Here is a 23471-nt window from a genome sequence, read left to right as displayed (position 1 = left end):
AGTCAGTGCCGCAAAGAGGCAAAGTTCAGCCCTTTCAGCAATGCGCCTTATCTGTCATGAGGTGCTACCTCCATTTGGCTGCACCCGCACATGGCAAGGCCAACGCTCGTCGTTCCGGCAGCTGACCGCACAAAGGTGGCGCCGCCATGCATTCGCGCGATCGCAGCTACGATCGCCAAGCCGAGCCCGTGATTATGGTCGCGATGTTCGCGGGCCCCATCAACCCGATAAAAGCGGTCGAATAGACGAGGCAAATGCTCCGGGGGGATGACAGGGCCCGTGTTGCTGACAGACAGGCAAATGCGGCCATCTGCGTCCTGCTTGATATCGACCTCGATCACCGATCCGCGCTCTGCAAAACGGGTCGCATTGGCGAGCAGGTTCGAGAGCGCACGCCTAACCAACCCAGCATCGACTGTGCCCATGCCGTCACCGCGTAAGCGCGCAGTCACGCCGGCCTCCTGCATTGACGCTTCGTGGAATTCGATGACCTCGGACACCAGTTCGGCCAGGCTATCCACACGGTGGCGACGGGCGCGCTCCCCGCGATCGGCCCGGGACAAGAACAACATGTCATTGACCAGCCCCGCTAAAAGTTGAAGATCCTCGAGGTTCGATCCGAGCACATCGCGCAGTTCGGCGACATCGCGCTGACGACTCAGAGCTAGCTCGGTCTCACCAATCAAGGTCGCCAGCGGTGTGCGCAGCTCGTGAGCGACATCGGCGTTGAACCCTTCCAGTTGTTGATATGCGCGGTTCAATCGAACCAGGAGCGCGTTGAATTGTGTGACCAACGGCTGAAGCTCCTGTGCCTGGGCGGAGCCGTCAAGCGGCTGTCCAACGCTTTCCGGGCTTAGGGCCGCTGCTTGTCGAGCCAGGTCGCGAACAGGCAAGAGCGCTCTACGAACGAGCCATGCGCCGCCCACTGAGATGGCCGCCGCTCCACCAAGGGCGCTCGCGAGTAGCGTCCAGGCCAACTGCTCCAAAAGCAGCGCGTCGGCGCTGCTGTCGAGCATCAATTCGGCGCGCAGCATGGTTGTGGGCGACCATGGCACGGAGATTTCGAACTCATCCCGCCGCAGGATTGCGCCGGGGCTTGAACGCGCCGGAGTTGCGTACAGAAGAGCGTCAGATCCCTGGATCAGCCGTAACTCGAGGTTGGCATGGCCCACAAAGAAGTCGTCGAGCTTGTGACGCAGGCTCGGCAACGCGTCCCGCGTTGCAATCTCGCCGACGAGATGGCGCACTATGTCCCGCTTGTGCCGCAGTTCGTCCGTCTGCTTGTTGGAGAGATTTAGACTCGCGCCCACGTAAACGATCGAGCAGACCAAGCCGAGCCCCAGCGAGGCCAGCACGGCGAGCCACCACGATAACCAGCAGCTAAGCGAACGCGGATTGCGCATTCTCAGGGCTTCCGGTCCTCAAGGACGTATCCCATGCCGCGCACGGTATGCAACAACTTCTTCTCGAAAGCGTCGTCGATCTTGCCGCGCAACCGGCGCACCGCAACTTCGACCACGTTCGTATTGCTGTCGAAATTCATGTCCCACACCTGCGCTGCAAGCGCGGTACGGGAAAGGACCTGCCCTTGCCGGCGCAGCAGCAACGTCAGCAACGTGAACTCCTTGGCGGTCAGGTCGAGGCGCTGCCCGGATCGTGACGCCTTGCGCCGAACCAGGTCGAGTTCGAGGTCCGCCAAACGGAGCACCGTTGAATCCTGGCTATCCGAGCGCAAGGCACCGCGCCGCAACAAGGCCTGCACGCGAGCGAGCAACTCGGACAGAGCAAACGGCTTCACCAGGTAATCGTCGGCACCCGCCTGCAGGCCTCTGACCCGATCCTCGACCTCGTCCCGCGCGGTCAGCATCAGGACGGGTACGTGTTTGCCCCGACGCAGTTCTTGCAAGACGGCATAGCCATCCAGCCCCGGAAGCATGACGTCGAGGAGGACGAGGTCGTAATGCCCTTCGGTCGCGAGATAGCGGCCATCCGTGCCGCTGTGCGCGACATCCACGATGTAATTGCTTTCGGTGAGCGCCCTGCGTAGGTATTCGGCGAGCTTGGGTTCGTCTTCCACAACCAGAATCTTCATGCAGCGATTATCGCGGAGATGCCGAAACCATCACATTACGAAATCGTAATCTGGCAGTTCGCGATTCGACGAGGATGGACCTTTAAAGTCCGCGACGTGTTCGGTGCAAGGCGACGCCAAGCGGCTTATGCCGAACGCCACCTCTCACGTTGAACGAAGGAGTCTCGTCATGTCGAAAACCCGCACCACTGCCCTTTTTTCGCTTCTTGCTGCCGTCCTTGTCGTTCCTGCGGCTGCGCAAGCCAGCTCGCTGTGGCATCCCGCTCCCGGCGAGCAGGGGTTCACGTTCCATCCGGATCACTCCACGAGCACGAAAACCCGCGCCGAGGTGTTGCGCGAGCTCGAACAGGCAAAGGCCGATGGCAGCTATTTCTACCTGCAGCGTGGCCTCGCGGTGCCCTCGCGTGCTTCCGGACCCGGCAAGACCCGTGCAGAAGTCCTCAAGGAGCTGGTCGACATGACCCCGACAGAGCGCGCGTACATGAATGAACTGTACAGTGGCTCCTGAAGCCACCTATCGGCGCGAGACGTCGGGCCGTCCAGGCGTTTCGCCCAGCAGGTTCTCGTAAAGCGCCGTTTGGTCTGCCCATTGGTACCGTCGCTGTCGACGATAGCAAATCCTTATTGATAGAATCCGCGCCATGCGTCGTTGGCTTGCGATTTTCCTCTTGATCCTGCTGCCTGCCCAACTGAGTTGGGCGGCGGTGGGCGATTACTGCGCGCACGAATCCGGTGCCGCAGCCAATCATTTTGGTCATCACGCGCATCGTCACACCGAAGATGCAAAAGGCAAGGAAAAAGGGGGCTTGACGAAGGGCGCACACACAGACTGCGCATCGTGCCAGGTGGTGGGCTCTTCAGCAGTAACGAGTGAGTCCAGCGCGCTATTCACACAGCATCAGGCATCCCTCCCCATCGGCGTCACACCTGGGTGCTCACTTGCGGAGCATCCCGCAGAGCCCGAACGCCCTAAATGGGCCCGCCCAGCCTGATCGGCAGGGCGGTCGCCTTCATTCCCTCTTGATGTTCCTACCGCTTTGAGCGGTAGCGTCACGCGTCCATTGCGATCGGTCCGATCGCCCTCTGCCGATTCCCCGTGTCTTTACATCAACGGAGAATTGGATGTTTCAGCAACTTCGTCTCAAATGGCTGCCTGGGCTAATGCTCGGCCTTGCCGTCAATGGTGCCTGGGCGCAGCAGCCCGCCCCCCCGGCTCCAAGTACCGCCCTATCCCTCAAGCACGCTTTCGAGGCAGCATGGGCACGCCAGCCTGAAGCGCTGTCGCTCACGACTCAACAGGAAGCGGCGCAAGCGCGCCGCGACAGTGCCGACAGTTGGTTTGTCGAACCGCCCGCCCTAGAGGTAGCCGGAAAAACCGATCAGTTGGACAGCAATCGCGGGAGCCGTGAGTACGAGGTCGGCATCGCGGTTCCGATCTGGCTGTCGGGCGAACGTTCGAGCACTGCAGCCCTCGCCACTGCCGAAATAGCTGCCACGGCGAGCCGGGCTCGCGGCGCGCAGTTGCGCACCGCTGCAGCGGTACGCACAGCATATTGGGATTGGCAACGCGCGCGCGTAGATGTGACGCTGGCGAGGGCGGGTCTCGAGAACGCCCGCGAACTGGCCGCCGACGTGGCCAAGCGCATCAAGGCGGGTGATCTGGCGCGCGCAGATCAGCATCAGGCCGACGGTGTGCAAGCTACAGCTGAAGCCGCCGTCGCCGAGGCAGAAAGCGCCCTTGCAGATGCTGCACAGCAGTTGCGCACGCTCACTGGAATCGGGCCAGAACGCTCATCCGGCGGGGTGTCTGCGCCGGAGCCCGTCCCGTCCGCTGCGACACCGACACAGATTCTTGAGACGGCGCACCCTGCAGTGGCCGAGCTGCGTGATCGGGTCGACGTTGCGCGGCGCACGATGACCCTTGCCAGCGTTCAGGGCCGCGCGAATCCGGAGTTGAGTGTCACGACCACCCGCGAACGCGGCGCATCGGGTGAATCCTGGGAACAGACAGTCACGCTGGGCTTGCGCATTCCGCTTGGTTCCGGTTCGCGCAGCCGGTCCCGCGTTGCAAGCGCCAATGCAGAGGCCATCGAGGCCGAGGCGCAACTCCAGATCGAACTCGAACGTCTGCTGGCCGAAACAGAGATGGCGCACCAGCGCGTCGAATTGAGACGGCAGCAGGTCGCCGCTGCTGAACGGCGCTCCGACCTCGCACAGGCGTCACGCGGCTTCTTCGAGAAGGCGTTCCGCCTCGGTGAGGCCGATCTGCCGACCCGTCTGCGCATCGAATTCGAGGCGGCCGAGGCCGAACGCGAGCGCGCGCGCGCGCGTATTGATCTGGCAGCCGCCATCTCGGCCCAGCGCCAAGCGTTGGGCCTGCTTCCCGAATGAATAACAGGATCCCCAAAATGAAATCCACTCATACCCTCGCGGCATGGAGCCTCGCTGCAGTGCTTGCCGGGCTTGCCCCGCAAACGCTGGCCGGTGACGGACACGACCATGGAGAAGCGCCCGCGACCACAGCGGGCCCGGCATTGCCGCGATTTACCGCCGTCTCGGAACTCTTCGAGCTGGTCGGCGTAGTGAATGGCAAGAACGTCACCGTCTATCTTGACCACTTCGCTGACAACAGTCCGGTCAAGGACGCAAAGGTCGATCTGGAACTCGATGGGAAGGCCGTTGCGCTCACGCCCCATGCCGACGGTGAGTTCGGGGCCACGCTCGAGGAGACGCTCAAGCCGGGTGTCGTCTCTGTCACGGCAACGGTGATTGCCGGCCAGGACGCCGATTTGCTCGCTGGTGAGCTCGACTTGCATGAGACCGCCGCCGAGGCGCACGAAGAGGTTGCCGAATTGGACATTAAACCCTACGCAATTGGGGCAGGCGCGGGGGGGCTTGTGCTAGGCCTCATCGGCTGGATTGTGCTTCGCAAGGGGAATTCGCGTAATCGCTCGACTGGAGGTGCCGCATGAAGCTGAGCGTACTGTTTGCTGCGCTGGCGCTGGTATCGGCCAGTGCCTCGTGGAATGCCTTTGCTGGCGAAGGCCATGATCATGGCGATGAAGGTCCAGTTGTGGCAGGAGGCAATGGGCCACAACGGCAAGCCGATGGCAGTGTCTTTCTGCCCAAGCCGGCACAACGCCAGATCGGTGTTCGCACGTTGGTTACGGAAGCCGGCGAATTGCCGCGTACCACCGCGCTGGCCGGCAAGGTGGTCATGGACCCGAATGCCGGCGGAAAGGTGCAGGCCATGGTGGCTGGGCGCCTGGAGGCGGGCCCGCAGGGGTTGCCAAGCGTCGGTCAGGCCGTGAAGAAGGGGGACGTGCTGGCTTACGTCAGTCCTTCGACGGACCAGATCGAGCGGTCTAACCAGATGGCGCAATTGGCCGAGCTGCACGCGGCCAGGGCCCTTGTGGAAAAGCGCCTCGCGCGTCTGAAGGAACTCGCCGACACGGTACCGCGCAAGGAGATCGAAGCGGCCGAAAGCGAGCTTGCCAGCCTGAAGGCTAGATCGAAAGCGATCGGTGGTGGCCTCAATGCCCGTGATGTCCTGACCGCACCCGTGAGCGGTGTGATCGCATCGACTAACGCCGTGTCAGGCCAGGTGGTCGATGCGCGCGAGCTCGTGTTCGAGATCGTCGACCCGAAGCGGCTGCGCGTCGAGGCGCTCTCCTATGATCCAGAAATGGCGGCGGATGTCGCCTCTGCAAGTCTTGCGGTCGGCGACCAGCGGATCCCGCTCACCTTCATCGGCGCCGCCCGCAGCCTGCGCGAGCAGGCCTTGCCACTCACCTTTGCAGCCGAAGGTGAAGCGCTGGCCTTTCTTGCCGTGGGGCAGCCGGTCGAGGTCTTCGTCCAGTCGCGCAGCACGCAGCAGGGTGTAAGCGTTCCCGCAGCATCGGTGCTGAAGAATTCGGCAAACCAAACCATCGTCTGGGTAAAGACGGCGCCCGAACGTTTCGAGTCCCGGACCGTCACGATCGCGCCGCTGGACGGTGTGAATATTGCGGTGACGTCCGGCCTCGAAGCCGGCGAGCGGGTCGCCTCCCGTGCCGCCACGCTGATCAACCAGATCCGCTGACGGGGAGTCTATCCGATGTTCAAGTGGCTACTCGACAACAGCCTTGGTAACCGGCTGCTGGTGATTATCGCCAGCCTGGTACTGATGGCCTATGGGGCGTTCACGCTTTCGCGAACACCCGTGGACGTATTTCCGGATCTCAACAAGCCGACGGTCACGATCATGACCGAAGCCGGTGGCATGGCGGCGGAGGAGGTCGAGCAACTCATCACCTTTCCGCTCGAGACCACCATGAATGGTTTGCCCGGCGTGGAGTCAGTGCGCTCTACCTCGAGCTCGGGGCTGTCCTTCATCTACGTGACCTTCGACTGGAGTACCGAGATTTTCCGCGCCCGGCAGATGGTGTCGGAACGCCTCTCAGCCATGGAGGAAGGGTTGCCTGAAGACGTGATTCCGCGCATGGGGCCGATCAGCTCGGTCATGGGCGAGATCATGCAGATCGCGATCCCGATCGACACGGCGAAGATCTCGCCGATGCAGGTCCGAGAGTATGCGGACTGGGTTCTTCGTCCGCGCCTGATGGCGATCCCCGGCATCGCGCAAGTCATCCCGATTGGCGGGGAGGTGCGGCAGTTCCAGGTTCAGCCCGACACCCGCCGTATGGCTGAGCTCGGTGTTTCGTTGGAGCAGTTGGAAGGGGCGATTCGAGGCTTCTCGTCGAACACCTCGGGGGGCTTTCTCGAACTGAACGGGCGCGAATATCTCATCCGCCATCTCGGTCGGACCTCGAGCCTGGAGGATCTGAAGAACCTCGCGATCACTGCGCGTGATGGCCAGCCGATCCTGCTGCGTCAGATCGCATCCGTGACCTTCGCAGCGGCGCCCAAACGGGGGGATGCGGGCTTCGAGGGCAAGCCGGCCGTCATCCTCGGCATTCAGAAGCAGCCTACGGCGGACACCATTCACCTGACTCGCTCGATCGAAACCGCGCTCGAAGAGATGAAGATATCGCTCCCGGCCGGGATGGATGCGCCGGAGGTGACCTTCCGGCAGGCGACTTTCATCGAGGCATCGATCAGCACGCTCAAGGGTAAGCTGATTGGTGCATCGGTGTTCGTTGCGGCAATCCTCTTCTTTTTTCTCGGCACCCTGCGCCCGACGATCATCGCGCTCACCGCGATTCCGGTGTCCATCTTCATGACGGCGTTGGTCTTCAAGTATTTCGGGCAGTCGATCAACACGATGACCCTTGGTGGTCTCGCGATTGCGATTGGCGGCTTGGTCGACGATGCGGTTGTGGGCGTAGAGAACGTGCTGCGCCGATTGAAGGAGGACCGCGCAAAGCATCACGACCATCGGCTTCACCCGATCGAACTCGTGGCGCGCGCAACGATGGAAGTGCGCTCGGCCATCCTTTACGCGACGATCATCATCGTGCTGGTGTTCTTGCCGCTGTTCGCGCTGCCTGGCATGGAGGGGCGGCTGTTCGTGCCGCTCGGCGTGGCGTTCATCGTCTCCACGCTCGCCTCGTTGGTCGTCTCGGTGACCGTGACGCCGGTGCTGTCCTTTTACCTGCTTCCCCGGATGAAGTCCCTCGATCACGGTGACACGCGCTTGCTCGCCTGGCTCAAGGCACGTTATCGCGGGGCGTTGCAGGGGGTGCTCGAGCACCCCAGGGCGGCCGTCACAGCGGGTGCGGTTGCGGTGGCAATTGCTGCCGCTGCGGTACCGTTCTTCCCCACGACCTTTCTGCCGCCGTTCAACGAAGGCACCTTGCTGATCGGCATGCGGCTCAACCCGGGCGTTACCCTGGCGGAGTCGACCGTGCTCGCGCAGCAAGCGGAAGTGCTCGTGAAACAGGTTCCCGAAGTGACGCACGTCGGGCGCCGAAGCGGGCGGGCCGAGCTTGATGAGCATGCGGAAGGTGTCCACGTCAGCGAGCTCGATGTGGGGCTGAAACCCGCCGGTGAGCTGAGCCGCTCAATGGGTGAGATCACCGCAGACATCCGGTCGCGACTGGTCAATCTGCCAGCTGCGATCGCGATCGGGCAACCGATCTCACATCGCATCGACCACATGCTGTCGGGCGTGCGCTCGCAGATTGCGATCAAGATCTTCGGCGAGGATCTCGACACCCTGCGCGGTCAGGCTGACGTATTGCGAACGCGGCTTGCCGCCATTCCGGGGCTCGCCGACCTGGAGATCGAGAAGCAAGTGCTCGCGCCGCAGATCAAGGTGCGGATCGACTATGCGGCCGCTGCCCGTTACGGGGTGCCGGCACCGCAGATTCTGGCCGCGCTGCAAAACCTCGTCGAGGGCGAGAAGGTCACCCAGATCGTCGAGGGTGGTCGACGGTTCGCATTGGTCGTTCGCCTACCGGAAACGGCGCGCTCGGTCGACGGGCTGGCTCAGATCCTGATCGAAACGCCGACCGGACATGTGCCCTTGTCGAAGCTGGCGTCGATCGAGGATGGTGACGGTCCGAACCAAGTGAGCCGGGACGACGGTAAGCGCCGCATCGTGCTCTCGGCCAATGCGCAGCAGCGTCCGCTATCGGAGGTCGTCGAGGACATCCGCGCCGTCGTGGCCGACCTTAAGTTGCCCGAGGGCTACTTCATCACCCTCGGCGGGCAGTTCCAAGCTCAGGAAGAGGCATCCCGTTTGGTCGGGTTGCTTTCGATCGTCTCACTCGTGCTGATGTTCGTCGTGCTCTACAGCCGCTACAAGTCGGTTCGACTCTCGGCGCTCATCATGGCGAACATTCCGCTCGCACTGGTCGGGGCGGTGATTGGACTGTGGATCTCCGGTCAACCGTTGTCGGTGGCGGCACTCGTCGGCTTCATCACGCTTGCAGGTATTTCGGTGCGAAACGGCATCCTCAAGGTGAGTCATTACCTCAACCTGATGCGTATCGAGGGCGAGAGCTTCGACCACACGATGATCCTGCGGGGCTCGATCGAGCGCCTGTCGCCGGTGCTGATGACCGCACTGGTAACCGCGTTTGCGCTTGCACCGCTGCTGTTCGAGGCCGAGCGCCCGGGTACCGAGATTCTGCATCCGGTGGCCGTGGTGATCTTCTCGGGCCTCATCAGTTCGACCCTGCTGGATACCTTCCTTACCCCTGCAATGTTCTGGCTCTTCGGCCGCCGCGATGCAGAGAGTCTGCTCGACGATCGAAACGCCGAAGCATTCTGACGCTGCTTAACCCGCCTCATGCAAACCAGAAAGGAAAAACCATGAAGTTCTCAAAAGTCGTCGCCCTCGCTGCTCTCGTGTCTGTGGGCCCCACCTTTGCAGCCGACAAGCATGACCATGCTCACGAGCATGAATCCATGCATGGAGGCGTGGTGGTCGAGGTCAAGGATCTCGATCTCGAACTCGTTGCCAAGTCCGAGGTGATCCAGTTGCACCTTCGCGATCACGGCAAGCCTGTTGATGTGGCAAACGGCAGTGCCAAGCTCACGCTGCTGTCTGGCGCAAACAAGCAAGATGTCGAACTCAAGCCTGCAGGTGATCGACTCGAAGCCAAGGGTAGCTTCAAGGTCGGCGCCGGCACCAAGCTGGTCGCGGTTGTCACCCTTCCGGGCAAGCCTTCCACCACGGCACGCTTCACACTGAAGTGACTCCGCCCGACCGCCTGCGGCAACGGCGCGCAGGCGGTCACCTCAGGCGCTCGGCGGTAGCAAGATGAAAGCATTGATTGGGCCAGGACTGGCCTTGGTCGTCGCTGGTGGCTTGACCGGATGTGCGGCCGCCGTCGTGTATGAAGATAAGTACGCGCAGGGCGATGGCTGGCGCAAAGGTACTGTCGTCGAGATCGGCTTGGGCAAAGAGCTTCAACGGCCATCGTTCTATGACTGCAGAGATGAGACAGTCGGAGAGGCAAGTAACGTCACCTACGTGACAATCGCGTTCAAACGCAACGGCCATCCGTATGCGCGGACTGCGAGGCTGCCAGCTGAGCCGAAGTTGCAGGTGGGGGACAAGGTTTACGTGAACTTCAGGGACTGCACGGCAGCGATCCCGAAACGTAGTTCCTGATTTGCTCGGATCGGTCGAGCTCATCTGCGTTTTGTTCTCGGGCAAACCGGAGTCGTGCCTGTAAAGCTCGCCCCCGGTTTGCGGCCGCTGCTATCACGGAAAGCAGGCCAGCGAGCCCGAACGCTTCGATCACCGCTGTAATTTCCCCACTTCCTCGGCCACGAGGCGTGTGAGTTGTTCCGGACCGAAGCTGGGCAGACTGCGTCCGTTGACAAAGAAGGTCGGCGTCTTGCTGACCTGCAACGCGGTCAGATCCTCGATGTCCTGCGCGAGCACGGCCTGGATCTCGGGCGTTTCCATGTCCTGCCGGGCGCGTTCCATGTCCAGGCCGGCCCGAGCGGCTGCTTCGAAGGCGATGCCGATGTTGGGCGCCGCGTGGTCGGCCCACTCGGGCTGTGCGGCCAGCAGCGCCTCGAGCACCGGGGTATAGAGTCCCTGCTTGCGCGCAGCCTCGATCAGTTTCACCACCTGGTCCGAGCCGTGATGGAAGGGTGCATAGCGCAGCGCAAGCCGAACCTTGTCCGGATGCTGGGCCATGATCTGCTTGACGATCGGATAGAAGGCGCGGCAGGTCTCGCAGGCGGGATCGAAGAACTCGACGATGGTGACCGGCGCGTTCTGCGGCCCGATGATCGGGGTATGCATCCGCACGAGGCGGCTTCCTTCCACAGCGATGCGCGTGTCCTGTTCGGCCTGTGTGCGGTCGCGATAGGCATCCATGCCGAAGTAAAAGGCCAGGCCGAGGATCAGCAACACGGCGAGTGCCAGGAGTTTTCGTGTGTTCATTTACGGGTCCTTATCAGATAAATCGTCAAGGCGGCGGCGATGGCGAGGAAGGCCGCCAGCGATAGCCAGGGAATCTGGATGTCGCCAAGGATGACCAGGGCTTGCTGGCTGCACGAGGGGCCAGTGCCGCACGGCACCCACCACTGTGGCACCCAGCCGGCGATCAGTGCGCTGTGATAGGCGGCCAGCGCGAGACCAGCGAGCGCGAATGGGAGCGCATACACCGCACCGCGCCGGTCCTCGGCGAACACGGCCATGCCCAGAATGAGGGCGAGCGGGAACATGGCGATCCGCTGGTACCAGCACAGCACGCAGGGCGTCATGCCCATCACTTCACCGATGAAGAGCGCGCCCAGCGTGGATACCAGAGCCACGGCCCAGGCGGCCATCAGCCACCACCATTGGGTTCGTTTGTCGTGCATCGAGTCGATCTCGAGGGTTGGTTCCCAGGCTTCGGGAGGGGCGGACGCCATAGGCAGTGCCCGGACGTCCGCAATGGAGCACACCGCCGCTACCGTGCGGCGCGCACTCGAAGAAGAGGGGAAGACAGGGGTGGGCTGCCGCTCAGGCAGCGAGGCGCCACTTGGGGCGTTCAGGCTCGGTGACCAGCGCAGACGCGTTGAAGTCCCGCCCGGCGTCGACGAGGACATGGCCCAGTCCTGTCAATGGCAGACGACCCGCATCGAGCAGTGCAGCGCTCGCAAGGATCTGGCAGAAACCGCAGTCGGCGTGAAGTTGCCCTTTCATCCCTTCATCGCCTTCATCCACCTGACAGGTATGTGGATGGTGGTCGCCGTGGCTGGTCGCGAAACCGGCCGATTCCAAGCAGTACGCCTCCAGGCCCGCCGACGCGAACTGAAGCGGAACGAGCAGCAGGAAGAAAATGGCAAGCCAACGGTGCATGGGCGACGATTTTAACCCCAGCCCGTTGGCTGACGGCTCATATCGCGACCATGAACGTACCGGAGCGCTGGCACCCCACATTGTGGTCACTCCGCCACCGAACCGCAGATCATTGCGCATGCTCATCGTGGCACACACAGACATCCCCCCGCGTCGGCGCCTCGAGCTCATGCAGGATGCCGCATTGCGCCGCACGATCGGGTGCACAGCACTGGCTGCGCAGGGCGACGAGTTGGCGCTCGAGCATTTGCAGGGTGTCGAGACGCGCGCGGACACGGGTGAGTTGGGTGTCGATCAACGCGTCGACCTCAGCACAGTCGGTTGTGGGGTCGTCCACGAAGCGCAGCAGCTGCGCGACGTCGGCCAAGGCAATGTCCAGTGCCCGGCAGTGGCGGATGAACGCGAGGCGCTCAAGGTGCCCACCCGCGTAGGCCCGATATCCATTGGGGCTGCGGGAAGGCGCCGGGAGCAGACCGATCCGTTCGTAGTAGCGGATGGTTTCGGCCTCGACGTGCGCGGCCTTGGCCAATTCACCGATCTTCATCGCCTGCATCTCCTCATTGCGACCGCCCAACAGCTTAACCGCTTGACCCTGTAGTGGCTACAGGGTGTGTGATGCACCCCTCGCCCACGTTAAGGAGAAAACCATGGCCGGCTGTTGTTCCCACTCCACCTGCGATGCCAGCGCAGCGAGCCCGCGCTTGCGCCTGGCACTGTGGATTGCATTGATCGTGAATGCGGTGATGTTCCTGGTCGAATTCTTCGCCGGCCTTGCAGTCGGTTCGGTCGCCCTGTGGGCCGACGCCCTCGATTTCGCAGGAGATGCCGCCAACTATGCGCTGTCGCTGACGGTGCTGTCTTGGGGATTGATATGGCGGGCACGCGCGGCCTTGCTCAAGGGCGTGGCGATGGTGCTTTTCGGCGCCGTTGTAATGGCACGCGCCCTGTGGGCCTTCCAGCACGGCGTGACGCCTGAGCCGATCACGATGGGCGTGGTCGGCATCCTCGCACTGCTCGCCAACGCAGGGGTGGCGATGATGTTGTATCGCTTTCGCGCGGGCGACGCGAACATGCGTTCGGTATGGCTGTGCAGCCGCAACGATGCGATCGGCAATCTCGCGGTGATCCTGGCGGCGGCAGGCGTCTTCGGTACCGGAAGCGCGTTGCCGGACCTTGTCGTTGCACTGGTGATGTCCGGGCTCGCGCTGTGGTCGGGGCTTGTCATCGTCGCTCACGCCCGGCGCGACATCGGCGACGCACGACAAGTCCATCAGAAGGGATGAGGACAGCGGAGCGACGTGCTTGAGGCAATGACAGCTTTCGAGGCCCAGCGGCCATCAGGATGGCTGCATTGTGGAGAGGAGGACGGGCAGCTGATGGCCGAATGCGTGAGGTCGGGCTGAGTGCCCCGTAGCCGCCGTCGGCGATTAGGCGGAGGTCGCCCTAAGTGGCCGCAGCGGCCGACCAATTGTCGTTGCAGCTACCGACCAGGGGACGCCGCGTTCCGTATGTCATACGGGGTGATCAGGGTCTCCGCTTGAGACCAGCGAACATAGAGTTGAGCACTGCGAGGGGTGGTCTCGTAGACCTCCACGCTTACCTGCCCCTCGAGAGCTCGAAGTTCGCTATCGATACCCGAACCCCGACAAGCTTTCCAAACTCATCCCAATGCTCTCGAGATGAATTGGTTCGCTTCCTTCGACATCGGTGAACTGCCACTGCCTCGGCCCGCAGCGACGATACAACTCGCTGCGACCACGAGCAGGGTCGATCACGAGCAACTCTTGTACGCTGTCGATCTCGCGGTACGCGTGGAGCTTGGCGCCCCTGTCGACCTTTTCCCGAAAGGGTGACAGGACCTCGATCACCAGGCCCGGGTAGGCGACGCGCTGCTCGTTGACTGGATCTCGACATAGGGTGGAGACCCAGAAATCGGGATAGAGCGTGGAGCGGTCCGTGCAGAGTGGTCTCCGATCGCGGGCAGTAAAGACCTGCTCGAGCGAGCACGCAAGATGCTCGCGGAGGGCGTTCTCCAGCGCCTCGCAGATGGACTCATGGGCCTTGGACGGCCGTGGGATAGGTTGCATCAGTCCATCGATGATCTCGTGAACGTCATCCGGCGGCTGTCGCCGGACGACGAACTCGGGGACGTTTGAAATCACTGACGCTGAGCATGACGAGATGCGCGTCCTTGAACTTGACCGGCTACAGGGATTGCTTTCGCGACGGCGAGTGGGGCGGGTTGAGGGGATCATTGTCTTCAGACTCGAGAGTAATAGGATGAGTGTTGCGGGTTCTGCAATCACGTCGCAACGTCTTCTGGAAGGGAAATGGTGCCTAGGATTGCCGGGCTCGCTTGCAGACATGCCCTCCTGAACAACGTCTGCCGACATCCGTCAACGTCAGGTCCGCTGATTGGCCGGATGCCCTCCTTGTCCAGGAGTGTGCGCAGGTGTTTGGGTGAGGTGCGGGCACCACGGGCAAGGTCTCGAAGCCAGACGTACGCGGTTTTGAACTCCTGAAGCTGCTGCATCGCCACGCGCTGGTTGCGACGGTGCGTCGCCGCGGTGGCTGTCTGCAGCAGGCCCTGGCGGACCAGGTGATATGCGACCTCCTGCTTCACCGCCATTTGCTCGGCCACCTCCACGATCGAGAGGGTGTGCGACTGCTCGGTACGCCACTCATCACGCAGCTCGAGGTGGCGGTCGGCGTCGACGACAAGCGAGGGAATGACCGCAAGCCCCTTCAGTCTTCCGATGACGGGCAAGCGTCCATCAAGGATTGCGCTCAAGGTGAGGGCCAACTCTCCCTCGATGAGGCGCGTGCGACAGGCGGTGGCGAGGGAGATGACGTCTTCGGTAGTCTCCTTGCGTGAAGGGATAACCGCGTTGTCGAGTTGTCTCATGAGTAGGTAGAGCCGTTCGCGGTCAATTCGCCAAACTGCTTGCTCGGTTTCAGTGCGCCCCTCGAGCACCGGCAGAATGCCTGCCTGGCACAGCTCTCGGAAGCGGTCTGGGCTGAGTCCGAGTTCACGCCGTACCTCGGCGGTGGTGAGGCTCGCAGTACGCAACGACCGATAGGCCTCAACCGCGTCGGGATTGATCGACGTGAAGCAACGTTTGCCTGCAGTGGCTACCTGGCCCGCGAGGCGTCCTGCCAGGATTAGTTTCTTGACGCTGCCTCGCGCCAAAGCGAGTTCGGCAGAGGCCTGCGTGATGCCGACGCTCCTTTTGCGAGACGCAGTTGCATTCCGGTGCTTCAGGACCTGTGGGTGACACGGCGCCGTCCTTACTTCGCCCACATAGTGAGAGATGGCTTCTCTGAGGGGGACGAACGCCGGGGCTGTGGGCAGCGCGTCCACCTTTGAGAGGAAGCGTCCAAGCGAGCGCCTCAGGGACGGTTCTCCCCTGTCGATGGTCTCCAGCGCTTTCATCAGCCCCGCCGGCCAGTCGGAGAGGATTCTGCCAGCGGTTTGCATGGCGAGCCGAACCTTGGCATGTGTGATGCATGCCATGGCTTCTGCTGATGGCGCCAAGTCTCCCAGCAAAGAGATCAGCTTGAGTCGCTGCCTATCGGACAGATCCAGCCAAACGGCCGGAAAGGGTGGATTGCTGCTCTCAGTCCCCCCGAACGCATACCTCTCCGCTACGAGAAGGCTGCTGGAGGCGGCCTCAGGCTCGACTGAGCAAAGGTCCATCCCACATTGACAACGCGTCAGGCCGCCGAGAGTCCAGCTCAGTGGTCGTGAGCAAGAGGCGCAGGCGTCGACAAATGTCGTCTGGTGGATGGCACAGGTCACTCGCCTCATGTCCTCCCAACTTGCCTCTGCAAAGCCACTCTCGGCCAGGCACCTTGGGCAGATCTGGCGAAGCGACAATCGCCAGAAGTCGGACGGCAATCGCCGTCCCCCGAGCACGCAGAGGTGCCGGGCATCGGTGTCACCCGGGATGATGCCTTCCAAGCCGGCAAGTTGAGAGGTCGACTTGCCAATGGCCGCGCTGATTGTGGCAAGCGTGCTTTGATGAAGCGCCTTTCCACTCAGATGGCGCATCATCCAGTCTGGCCCGCTATAGCCGTTCGCCAGCGCGACCCGACCGATGTACCCCCGGAGCGATTCATTTGGAATGGGATGCGGTCTTCTTGGCAGCATGACGTAGACTCCGGTCGCGGAATGTGGCCCAAGGGTTTCTCAGTGCGGCTAGATCGTCGAGCGAGACGAGCATGCGCTGAAAAAGCGGGAGATTGGGGGGGATGACAGCGCTTGCATACACAGGGCATTCGCCAATCAGGATTGATTCCATGACTCGCTTGAATCCGGAATAGCGATGCCGCCCGCAACCGGGCGACACCTCGGCGACCGGCACCAGATTTGCCCGCGGAGCCCAGGGTTGAATAGCCTGGGCGAGTTCGTGGATCAGTCTGGCCAAACTTTTCAGACTGGCAAACTGCATTCCCGTCCCGGGGCGGTATTCGAGCAACTTGGAGTCCGCGAGAACCGTGAACTGGCTACGGGTGATGCCGAGCGCCTGGCACAACTGACTCACGGGGCGGTGCAGGTAGGCTTCAAAGTTGCTCAAGTGCGCTCGAAGGTGCGCCAACTCTTCGGCGTCGCCTACCCCAGCCAGCCACTGCCAGAATCCATCGCGCAGCGGTGCCGGAGCCTCCATGCGCAACCATCGCGTGCCCATGCGAGTGAATTCGTCCATCTGGGCGAGCACCGACTCGGCGTCGAGCGTGTCGGAGCCGCACGCCGCGTCTTGAAGTTCCCGCAGGCAGGACTGGAAACCGCGAGGCCAGTCCTCCAGGAGCCGACCCACTTGATGGGCATGAGAGCGATCGCGCCCGAGCCCTGCGGGCAGGTCTTGGCGATAGTGATTCAGCATCAGCGCAACGCGCTCGAGGTCGGATACCTGAAGCGCTGCGGCCGCGCGCGGAGTCATCGTAGTGATGTGGGCGATCCCGACTGCCGCCAGGATCACTGCTGACACGAGCACCTGTTGGGAGCTCGCACATGGTGCCTCCGCGCGCCTGTATTCAAGACCGCACCGACACCGCTCATGGTCGCGGCGCCACGATAGGGGTTCGCCGCAACGTGTGCATCGATCGATGAGTTGTAGCCCATGGTCTGGGCAGGCCGTGAGCAGGCGAATAGACCAATACCATGGCGTGATGCCCTGCTGATCAAAGCATGCAGGGCAGATCTTGCGCCGCAAGAGTGAGAAATGGCGGTGACCTAGGCGATGCCTCTGGTAATGCCAGCTGAACGCGTCTCGACGTACATTCTGGTTTGCTAGGCTCTTGCCGTCTTGTCCCGTGAGTTCAGCGACTCGGCGAAGTGACACGCCGGGTAGATCCGTTCGTGCCGCGATCCCCGATGAAATGCGACGCTCCAGCAGGGTGCCGGGAATCCTGTTCAGGCCATTCGCATTCGCCAAGCGGAGCGTGTAAGCGTGCATGGTCTCGAGGGGATGAATTTTGGGGCGTAGCGCCAGCATCATGACTTCCTGCTCCTCTTGACGGGATCCCTACTAGTTCCAGAATATGGTTCGCTTGGTTTGTCCAGGCGCCTGATCTTGAATTCAGAGTTGAACGGATTCAAATTGCCGATCCCGCTTCGCCAGATAGCTCTTTGAAATGCTTGTTCTAATACGCTGCTTTCAATTACAGCCTGAACTTTGCGCACTGCAATCTTGAGGGCAGCGGAAAGTAGCTTCACCAAGGGGCCAATTCTCCCGTCGGATGCCACAAAAAGCTTCGAGGCAGTGTCACGAGCTAGCAGATCTGAGCGGCTTAGCATTGGGATTTGGGAGCAGATTGCCTTGATGACCTTAGTAAACCGTGTCAGCGAAAGCTTATCGGTTGTCTGATCGAACAGGCTCAGCTCCAAGGTAGTGCTGAATCGGCGCCGCAATTGAACGTTACATTCTAGGATCGCTTCCGATCTCGGGAGGCCGCACAGAACGAACGGGATCTGGCATTGATCGGAAAGTTCTTTGAACCAATCTGATATCTGAAGAAGTGAGTCGCCTCGCCTTCCGTCAACGAAGTGATTAGCCTCATCAAACAATAGTGCTCGTGATTCACATCCCTTCGCCAGGCAGACGATTCTGCTGGTCAGCTCGACCGTCGTCTGACCGCCAACCCCCGCAAGCGGGTCGCCCAATGCGGCCAAGGTAGCCTGTGCCACCGACTTAATGGTCGGACGGGACGGAATCGATATTAGGGGGCACGGCACGAGGGAGCGGTCATCCCGCTGCTGGGTCTCGGGGAAACGGGCTTTAATGGCCTTGAGCAATGTTGTCTTGCCAACACCAGATTCACCGATGATCATCATCCCCACACCCTCATTGGAATAAGGAGCGAAGGTGATGAGATCATCGAATTCATCTAGGATCTCCTGCCATCCTGTATGTGCAACCCGAAGGTTGTGAAGCGTCTCAATCGTTTGATTGAGGCTGATTTCAGGTTCGTTGGTTAGTACGCTTTCCATTTTTTATCGCTCCCCTTATTACGCAAAGGCAGTTTCGAAGTCCATTTCATCCTCAAGCTCGTCTTCTAGGGAAAGATTCAGTGTCTTCTCGCTCCCTTGAGCCCCGTTCGTCTTGGTTTCCTTGTCCTTCATGCGCTCTCCCTTGGTGCGGTCGCGAAGTTTCTTGCTTTCGAACAACTCGCTTACCAAATTACGGAGTTCCGCCTTCGCCTCGGCTATCGACAATTCACGCTCCTCTGTGCGCGCCATCTTCTTGCGATAGGCGCGGATCCATTTGTATTGGGTTGCGCTCATGCCGCGTACTTCTTCAGGGGCGGTATTCTCGACTGTGATGTACTCTGCAGATTCGGGGTCCTGAACGTGTATTTGGGTCATGTCAGCGTTATGAAACCGAACCTGCACCTCCAGCTTTTCACCATATCTGCGCCGTAGATCCTGCAGTTCGCTGGATTGGTAGAGTTGATCACCATGCAGCTGGATCCCGTAATGCCAGACTCGTCGATGTACAACCTGGCTGAGATGGATATCCAGCTTGTCAACACAAGCGGGAAGTTCAGGAGCATGCATCTTTGACTCGCGCTGCCATCTCAAGGCGGGAGGTTCGCTAATCCCGCGGTGCATTTGTTGGCTGTAAACGTCCAGGATCCAGCGATGGATAACCTCGTGAAGCTTTTCGAGTGTAATCAGGGCATGCTTTAAAGGATCAAAGTCGAATCGTTGCCAATATTTTGCGAATGACGTCCCTGGTAACTTGTGGATCAGGTTGTAGTTCAGCGTTTTCAGGAAGCGCTCAATTGCGCCTTTATGAAATGGCTTTCTTTTTCCTCCAAACTCGACTTTGAACCCAAGCCCAAGGGCCGCAACCTGAAGCGCTTCGGCGTGGAACTCAAGTCCATTATCAACAACAAGGATCTCTGGCAATCCGTAGGCAAGCCATGAATGCTTGAGTGCTGGATATCGTGCTTTGAGATCTATCTTCTGGAGCACCGCATGCCGCAGGCAATGCATTACTGCCTCGACGGAAGGCGGCGAAAAGGAGATATGGAAGCCGAGGACCATCCTGGTCCTCTTATCAATTGCGACTGTGATCCAGGGGCGCCCAAGGGGAAGATGAGCGTCTTCATCGACCACGAATATATCCAGAGGCGTGTGGTCGATTTCGACCCGTTCATTGGGGCGGGATGCTCGGATCCCTGCTTTACTGTGGCGGAATCGACGGTTGGCTTCCTCTTCACCGTAGCGGGCCACGGCGCGCTCATACGCATCCCGCCCGTTAATCATTCGGTATATTGTGGCCAGAGATGGGGCGACAAGCTGCTTGGTCGGCGGCAGCGAGAGGTTTTCGTTGGAGATGACTCGCAGAACCTCCAGTCGTGTTGCCTCGCCGGACTCCCTGCCTTCCAAGTAGATCTTGTCGATGCAGTGATTGACGATCTCGACGGTGCGCTCGGGCAGGCGGTGCTCGCGTCCCGTGTTGGTGCCCCAGGATTTGCGCCTTTGGCTAATAACGCCGCGGCCCGATTCCGCGCTGCGCCGCGCCCAGCGGTACACCGAAATTGGATGAGGGGGGCAAGGGTCGCCAAGCTCTCGTGCAACCTCCACGATCAACAACCTGGTCACCGCCGAGGGGGAGCACGATTTGCAGCCGGCGTCCTGCAGTCCTTTGACATAGCCGTTGCGGCGGAGGGCCTCTTTGCGCTCTTTCTCGGGCAGATCGTCGATGGTCGGTGCAAGCCGTTCCCGCTTCAACAGGTTGGGGTCGTAGCCCCCGGGCAGGCGAAATGAAAGCCGGCGCTCGATGTAGAGCACGGCGAGCTCGCCCTCGGAGAGCTCGACGGGGCTGAATTCCGTCGTTTCATCGGCCGCGATCAGGCACCACTTCCCTGCAGGGTTAGGTGGCACGAGCCGGAGATTCTTGTCATCAAACTTGACCAGAGGATTACGTAGCCAGGTGAAGCGATTCATTTGTCACCCCCCCAGATTTCACAACCCTCCGGCGTTTTCCACGGGAGTTCCCGTGCAATCGTGGTCGCGCGATGGGGCTCTTTCAGGACCACGGCATGACGGTCGATGATGTGGGAAACGAGATTGATATTGAGATCGCCGTTCAGGAGGTGCGCGGCGACAGTCGGCAAGCCGCCCAGGCGCTCAGCCACGATGCAGATGGGTAGTGGCAGATCCGGCTCGAGCGCGAATAGCTCAAGCCGATCACGGCTTACACGCGTGGCCCCTCGCCATCTCTGGAGAATCCGGATGTTTTCGAGCAAGGGTTCAACGCGGATCCATCTGTCAGTAATGACGCGATAGTCGAGACCCTGCGCGGCCGACCCGACTGCCCGCGCTTTTAGCACAGCAGCCATCGTCAGCGCTTGGGTGGTGTGCTTTATCTCCACATAGACATCCAGACCGTCGTCGAGCGTCAGCTTGAAGTCAGGTGTCGTCCTTCGCTGCTTGCCCTCGTGCATGTAGGCGATGCGAACAGGCTGAGCCGTGATTTTTGTGACCGATGGGCAGGCCTCGAATCGCGCGACGGCCTCCTCTTCCTGAGTGCTCTCGCAGCGGACGATGGCGCCTGACTTGAATGAAGGCGCCTTGCGGCGCGGCATGGGCTGCGAGCGCGTGATGGGCTGGCGCGCCATGGGCGCGCGGCGGCTAGAAGGGGCAGCAGGGGCCCCGGACGTGCAAGTCATTTCAAAACTCCAGGTTGAGCGCCGCCCTTGAGCCGCCTATCGAGGCGGATCAAGGGGGCTGATATCGCAAGCCACAGGCGTAACAACGCCCGCGTTCAGACGTGTGCGCCGAACGTTGGTGATGGCAAGGGGAATCGGGAATTGACGGCGGGGCCCTGGAGGCGGAAACTCTTGGTGTCGAAGCAAGGGCTCTGCAAAGGGCCGATCGGGGCAGGCCGTCAGGTCTGCCCTTGTTTTTTATGGCATGGGAATCTCCCTGTGTCGTGTGCGAGTGGGTGGGTTGTCCGCGAGTGCGGGGTTCAGTTCGTGGTCGGGAGTGCCGCCTTCTTGTTCCGCGCAGATGGGCTGGCGCTCTCCCCTGGCTCCAGTACTCGCCGCTTCAGTCTTGGAATCTCACGGTGCGGACGCTCGCGCAGATCACTTTTCAAAGCCAGCGTCGCTCGGATCAGCCCGACTTGGCTGGGATGCAGATTGTTGAGTTGCAGGCGCATCTCATTGAAGACGACGTAGATGTCTTCGGGCGCGTCTACTTCCAATGTCATCCTCCGCTGCGAGAGTTCCAGCGCCTCTAGCAGGCAATCAGTATTTTTCTCGTCTAGATTGAGCGCGGCCTGGAGCCGTTGGACAAACTCGGCTGCCGGCGGCCCCTTTGCGCCCACCTCCAGGGCCGAGAGATAGGTCTGCTCGTATCCGAGCAGCTCCGCCAGATCAATCTGTCGCAGGCCGTGGCGGCGTCGGGTCTCTGCAAGGAGGCGGCTGAAGGGGCTCATTAACTCTACCCGTATGGGTACTTAGAACGAGCGAAGATTAATGGCAGGATGGGCGAGGCGCAAGCGACATCGTGCTATAAAGTGTTGAAAAGAAAAGAGAAGTGATTTTGTTCACTGACGGCGTGATTCTATAAATTCAATAATCGTGAATTGGAACAAGGGGCTGCGGACGGGAAGCGCTTGGGACCTACAGAATTCTGGAAGCTGACTGCTCTTCGCCGGTTTCTCGACCGGCTTGAACGCCCGAAGAACAAAAAAGCCCAGCCGAGGCTGGGCGAGATCACTACTACAGGAGTGTTTGCGTTGAAGGAATTCAGTCGGCCGTATGGGTTTTGACCAAGCCTGTAAGGAGCGCCGTTAGAGCTGCCGGCCCCCCTTGAAGCCAGTCGATCTCATATCGTTTGCCCACGGGCTCTCCGCTGATGGTTGGCTCGGCAAAAGCCCGGTAGGCGCTGTGCTGAAAGTTGTTCGCGCCACCCTTTTGTCGGTTCATTGATCCTCGGATGCCGAGCGCTGCGTCCTCTAAAGAAGGCCGATACATCGAGGGTCTGACTGCGATCTGCAGCTTGCTCAATCGACCGTCCGAGAGGCCTGTGTCTTTGTGGACAACGATTGGCGCTATAAGTCGGTCGGACTTGAACACCAGTACCTTCTTTCGCGCGCCTTCTGAACCGCTCTTCTCAAGCTGGTGATAGCCGAGCTTGCTTGCCACCTCGATAAGTTGCTGCTCTGTTTCCTTGCAGATCGTTTGTGTCTTCATCGTCGTCTCTGGTCCTTCGGTACTGTTCAGTGATTGTCAGATGCGGGGGTTCGGCGGGTGGGGATGAAACGTCGTCGGCGAGATAACCATTCCTTTGCGTCGTGGGGCGTGACATAGGTCCGACCCCCGACCTTGAGGGTGCGTAGCCGCTCCAGGCCATCGCGTGTGCTGTGCGTGTAGTTGCGGACGCTGCGTTCCTGAATATCCGCAAGGACGGCGATCTCCGAGAGTGACAGCAGTTCGGGGTGGGCCGCGGCGAACATGTGAGCCCAGATGCGGACGGCGTCGTAATCTTCAGTGGTGCCCGGTACGTCCAGCTTCCAGCGTGCCAGGAAGCCACATAGCAAGGTTTCGAGGGCCCGCCCGGTGTGGACTGCGATCGCATAGCGTGGCGACTCTGGTGTTCCTGTTGCTTGACCGATATCCATCCCATAGAGCTCGTTTGCATAGACGAGCTCCAGCCGAAACGCGATGGCAATCCTGAGGTATTCCTCCAGTGGGGTGTCGTCTGGCGGCAAGATCGCATCGTTCGCGTAGTCGTAGATGACCTTGTAGGCAAGAAAGATGGGCGTCTGCTCGATATCCGACTCACAAGCGCTGTACAGCGCTTCATCTGGCTGCCTCGACTCACCCGTGTAGGCCTGGAGCATCTTGACGTGTGCAACGACGCCGCCAACCAGGATGCTGCGGATGTCCGCCCAGGTGAAGCGCAGCGGCTCGGCCCAGTCGTCGTAGAAGGTAACTGCAAGCTTCACACGAAAATTCCAAACGGAATGGATGTGTCGGTATCCTTGCATGCGTTTTGTGAGAGATCAACATCCAGTTCCAAATGGAATGGAATAATCGCTTGCGTGATGTGTTTCACTGGCCGTTGCGTGAGCCCGCGTCCTTAGTGCGCTTCGTGCGGCGCTCGCGCGC

At 60.9% G+C, this 23471-nt stretch carries 23 protein-coding genes and 2 pseudogenes; 9 read left to right on the top strand and 16 right to left on the bottom strand.

Features of this window, described 5'->3' with window-relative positions; all coding sequences use genetic code 11:
- Positions 1-47: 47 nt before the first annotated feature.
- Positions 48-1403, bottom strand: a complete 1356-nt coding sequence (locus tag LQF09_RS00165; protein ID WP_270068838.1) for a heavy metal sensor histidine kinase — start codon at positions 1401-1403, stop codon at positions 48-50.
- 2 nt (positions 1404-1405) lie between these two features.
- Complete coding sequence (locus LQF09_RS00160; RefSeq protein WP_002924878.1) at positions 1406-2092, bottom strand: heavy metal response regulator transcription factor; 687 nt, start codon at positions 2090-2092, stop codon at positions 1406-1408.
- 169 nt (positions 2093-2261) lie between these two features.
- On the opposite strand from LQF09_RS00160, the gene LQF09_RS00155 reads away from it, so the two are divergent.
- The 7 genes from LQF09_RS00155 to LQF09_RS00125 all read left to right on the top strand — a co-directional run bounded on the left by LQF09_RS00155 (position 2262) and on the right by LQF09_RS00125 (position 10154).
- Complete coding sequence (locus LQF09_RS00155) at positions 2262-2600, top strand: DUF4148 domain-containing protein (protein ID WP_004248732.1); 339 nt, start codon at positions 2262-2264, stop codon at positions 2598-2600.
- A 614-nt stretch (positions 2601-3214) separates the two neighbouring features.
- Entirely contained in the window at positions 3215-4483 is a 1269-nt protein-coding gene (locus LQF09_RS00150; protein WP_039921668.1) for a TolC family protein, read from the top strand.
- A gap of 17 nt (positions 4484-4500) precedes the next feature.
- Positions 4501-5064, top strand: coding sequence for a hypothetical protein (locus LQF09_RS00145; protein WP_002931009.1), 564 nt, complete (start codon positions 4501-4503; stop codon positions 5062-5064).
- Positions 5061-6173, top strand: a complete 1113-nt coding sequence (locus LQF09_RS00140) for an efflux RND transporter periplasmic adaptor subunit (RefSeq protein WP_270068835.1) — start codon at positions 5061-5063, stop codon at positions 6171-6173. The genes LQF09_RS00145 and LQF09_RS00140 overlap by 4 nt, the downstream gene beginning before the upstream one ends.
- A 15-nt stretch (positions 6174-6188) precedes the next feature.
- Positions 6189-9308, top strand: a complete 3120-nt coding sequence (locus LQF09_RS00135) for an efflux RND transporter permease subunit (protein WP_021249915.1) — start codon at positions 6189-6191, stop codon at positions 9306-9308.
- Positions 9309-9349: 41 nt separating this feature from the next.
- Positions 9350-9736 (top strand): hypothetical protein, encoded by a 387-nt coding sequence (locus LQF09_RS00130; RefSeq protein ID WP_270068834.1) that lies wholly within the window; start codon positions 9350-9352, stop codon positions 9734-9736.
- 64 nt (positions 9737-9800) lie between these two features.
- Positions 9801-10154, top strand: a complete 354-nt coding sequence (locus tag LQF09_RS00125; RefSeq protein ID WP_002931000.1) for a hypothetical protein — start codon at positions 9801-9803, stop codon at positions 10152-10154.
- 129 nt (positions 10155-10283) lie between these two features.
- On the opposite strand, the gene LQF09_RS00120 is transcribed toward LQF09_RS00125, so the two are convergent.
- Positions 10284-10940 (bottom strand): DsbA family protein, encoded by a 657-nt coding sequence (locus tag LQF09_RS00120; protein WP_002930999.1) that lies wholly within the window; start codon positions 10938-10940, stop codon positions 10284-10286.
- Positions 10937-11362, bottom strand: coding sequence for a disulfide bond formation protein B (locus LQF09_RS00115; protein ID WP_225433332.1), 426 nt, complete (start codon positions 11360-11362; stop codon positions 10937-10939). Before LQF09_RS00115 ends, LQF09_RS00120 begins: the two co-directional genes overlap by 4 nt.
- 73 nt (positions 11363-11435) lie before the next feature.
- Here LQF09_RS00115 and LQF09_RS00110 point away from each other — a divergent pair, with 73 nt between their 5' ends.
- The gene (locus LQF09_RS00110) at positions 11436-11858 is read left to right on the top strand and encodes a hypothetical protein (RefSeq protein ID WP_021249911.1); all 423 of its coding nucleotides are present in this window, start codon (positions 11436-11438) and stop codon (positions 11856-11858) included.
- Between the two features lie 94 nt (positions 11859-11952).
- Here the strand turns inward: LQF09_RS00110 and cadR are convergent, their stop codons facing one another.
- Entirely contained in the window at positions 11953-12387 is a 435-nt protein-coding gene (gene cadR / locus LQF09_RS00105) for a Cd(II)/Pb(II)-responsive transcriptional regulator (protein ID WP_002930997.1), read from the bottom strand.
- A 103-nt stretch (positions 12388-12490) separates the two neighbouring features.
- On the opposite strand from cadR, the gene LQF09_RS00100 reads away from it, so the two are divergent.
- Entirely contained in the window at positions 12491-13126 is a 636-nt protein-coding gene (locus LQF09_RS00100) for a cation transporter (RefSeq protein ID WP_002930995.1), read from the top strand.
- Positions 13127-13468: 342 nt separating this feature from the next.
- On the opposite strand, the gene LQF09_RS00095 is transcribed toward LQF09_RS00100, so the two are convergent.
- From LQF09_RS00095 to LQF09_RS00055, 11 genes and pseudogenes are all read right to left on the bottom strand, one after another.
- A complete protein-coding gene (locus LQF09_RS00095; RefSeq protein ID WP_270068833.1) occupies positions 13469-14005 on the bottom strand; it encodes a Uma2 family endonuclease in 537 nt (178 codons plus the stop codon).
- A gap of 140 nt (positions 14006-14145) precedes the next feature.
- Positions 14146-15357, bottom strand: coding sequence for a hypothetical protein (locus LQF09_RS00090; protein ID WP_270068832.1), 1212 nt, complete (start codon positions 15355-15357; stop codon positions 14146-14148).
- A 321-nt stretch (positions 15358-15678) separates the two neighbouring features.
- A pseudogene (locus LQF09_RS19660) lies at positions 15679-15993 on the bottom strand (TniQ family protein); the annotation flags it as partial.
- On the bottom strand, positions 15959-16831 hold the full coding sequence (locus LQF09_RS00085; protein ID WP_270068831.1) for a hypothetical protein: 873 nt from the start codon (positions 16829-16831) through the stop codon (positions 15959-15961). The gene LQF09_RS00085 and the pseudogene LQF09_RS19660, both read right to left, overlap by 35 nt.
- Before the next feature lie 180 nt (positions 16832-17011).
- Positions 17012-17299, bottom strand: a pseudogene (locus tag LQF09_RS19655) (hypothetical protein); the annotation flags it as partial.
- Between the two features lie 38 nt (positions 17300-17337).
- A complete protein-coding gene (locus LQF09_RS00080; RefSeq protein ID WP_270068830.1) occupies positions 17338-18333 on the bottom strand; it encodes a TniB family NTP-binding protein in 996 nt (331 codons plus the stop codon).
- An 18-nt stretch (positions 18334-18351) separates the two neighbouring features.
- On the bottom strand, positions 18352-20298 hold the full coding sequence (locus tag LQF09_RS00075; RefSeq protein ID WP_270068829.1) for a Mu transposase C-terminal domain-containing protein: 1947 nt from the start codon (positions 20296-20298) through the stop codon (positions 18352-18354).
- A complete protein-coding gene (locus LQF09_RS00070; RefSeq protein ID WP_270068828.1) occupies positions 20295-20972 on the bottom strand; it encodes a TnsA endonuclease N-terminal domain-containing protein in 678 nt (225 codons plus the stop codon). Before LQF09_RS00070 ends, LQF09_RS00075 begins: the two co-directional genes overlap by 4 nt.
- A gap of 350 nt (positions 20973-21322) precedes the next feature.
- Entirely contained in the window at positions 21323-21793 is a 471-nt protein-coding gene (locus LQF09_RS00065) for a helix-turn-helix domain-containing protein (RefSeq protein ID WP_270068827.1), read from the bottom strand.
- Between the two features lie 313 nt (positions 21794-22106).
- Positions 22107-22553: a hypothetical protein gene (locus tag LQF09_RS00060; protein WP_270068826.1), complete on the bottom strand. Its 447-nt coding sequence runs from the start codon at positions 22551-22553 to the stop codon at positions 22107-22109.
- A 26-nt stretch (positions 22554-22579) separates the two neighbouring features.
- Entirely contained in the window at positions 22580-23308 is a 729-nt protein-coding gene (locus tag LQF09_RS00055; protein WP_270068825.1) for a hypothetical protein, read from the bottom strand.
- Positions 23309-23471: the final 163 nt, after the last annotated feature.

Origin of the sequence: Thauera sp. WB-2 (genome assembly GCF_027594845.1) — a bacterium.
Lineage (GTDB): Bacteria > Pseudomonadota > Gammaproteobacteria > Burkholderiales > Rhodocyclaceae > Thauera > Thauera mechernichensis.
The sequence above is the reverse complement of the archived record's forward strand: the minus strand, read 5'-3'. Positions and strand labels throughout refer to the sequence as shown.

Coding starts and splice junctions, on each gene's coding strand:
- LQF09_RS00165 (WP_270068838.1), bottom strand. CDS start 1,403: ATGCGCAATCCGCGTTCGCTTAGCTGCTGGTTATCGTGGTGGCTCGCC.
- LQF09_RS00160 (WP_002924878.1), bottom strand. CDS start 2,092: ATGAAGATTCTGGTTGTGGAAGACGAACCCAAGCTCGCCGAATACCTA.
- LQF09_RS00155 (WP_004248732.1), top strand. CDS start 2,262: ATGTCGAAAACCCGCACCACTGCCCTTTTTTCGCTTCTTGCTGCCGTC.
- LQF09_RS00150 (WP_039921668.1), top strand. CDS start 3,215: ATGTTTCAGCAACTTCGTCTCAAATGGCTGCCTGGGCTAATGCTCGGC.
- LQF09_RS00145 (WP_002931009.1), top strand. CDS start 4,501: ATGAAATCCACTCATACCCTCGCGGCATGGAGCCTCGCTGCAGTGCTT.
- LQF09_RS00140 (WP_270068835.1), top strand. CDS start 5,061: ATGAAGCTGAGCGTACTGTTTGCTGCGCTGGCGCTGGTATCGGCCAGT.
- LQF09_RS00135 (WP_021249915.1), top strand. CDS start 6,189: ATGTTCAAGTGGCTACTCGACAACAGCCTTGGTAACCGGCTGCTGGTG.
- LQF09_RS00130 (WP_270068834.1), top strand. CDS start 9,350: ATGAAGTTCTCAAAAGTCGTCGCCCTCGCTGCTCTCGTGTCTGTGGGC.
- LQF09_RS00125 (WP_002931000.1), top strand. CDS start 9,801: ATGAAAGCATTGATTGGGCCAGGACTGGCCTTGGTCGTCGCTGGTGGC.
- LQF09_RS00120 (WP_002930999.1), bottom strand. CDS start 10,940: ATGAACACACGAAAACTCCTGGCACTCGCCGTGTTGCTGATCCTCGGC.
- LQF09_RS00115 (WP_225433332.1), bottom strand. CDS start 11,362: ATGCACGACAAACGAACCCAATGGTGGTGGCTGATGGCCGCCTGGGCC.
- LQF09_RS00110 (WP_021249911.1), top strand. CDS start 11,436: ATGGAGCACACCGCCGCTACCGTGCGGCGCGCACTCGAAGAAGAGGGG.
- cadR (WP_002930997.1), bottom strand. CDS start 12,387: ATGAAGATCGGTGAATTGGCCAAGGCCGCGCACGTCGAGGCCGAAACC.
- LQF09_RS00100 (WP_002930995.1), top strand. CDS start 12,491: ATGGCCGGCTGTTGTTCCCACTCCACCTGCGATGCCAGCGCAGCGAGC.
- LQF09_RS00090 (WP_270068832.1), bottom strand. CDS start 15,357: ATGGCATGCATCACACATGCCAAGGTTCGGCTCGCCATGCAAACCGCT.
- LQF09_RS00080 (WP_270068830.1), bottom strand. CDS start 18,333: ATGGAAAGCGTACTAACCAACGAACCTGAAATCAGCCTCAATCAAACG.
- LQF09_RS00075 (WP_270068829.1), bottom strand. CDS start 20,298: ATGAATCGCTTCACCTGGCTACGTAATCCTCTGGTCAAGTTTGATGAC.
- LQF09_RS00070 (WP_270068828.1), bottom strand. CDS start 20,972: ATGGCGCGCCAGCCCATCACGCGCTCGCAGCCCATGCCGCGCCGCAAG.
- LQF09_RS00065 (WP_270068827.1), bottom strand. CDS start 21,793: ATGAGCCCCTTCAGCCGCCTCCTTGCAGAGACCCGACGCCGCCACGGC.
- LQF09_RS00060 (WP_270068826.1), bottom strand. CDS start 22,553: ATGAAGACACAAACGATCTGCAAGGAAACAGAGCAGCAACTTATCGAG.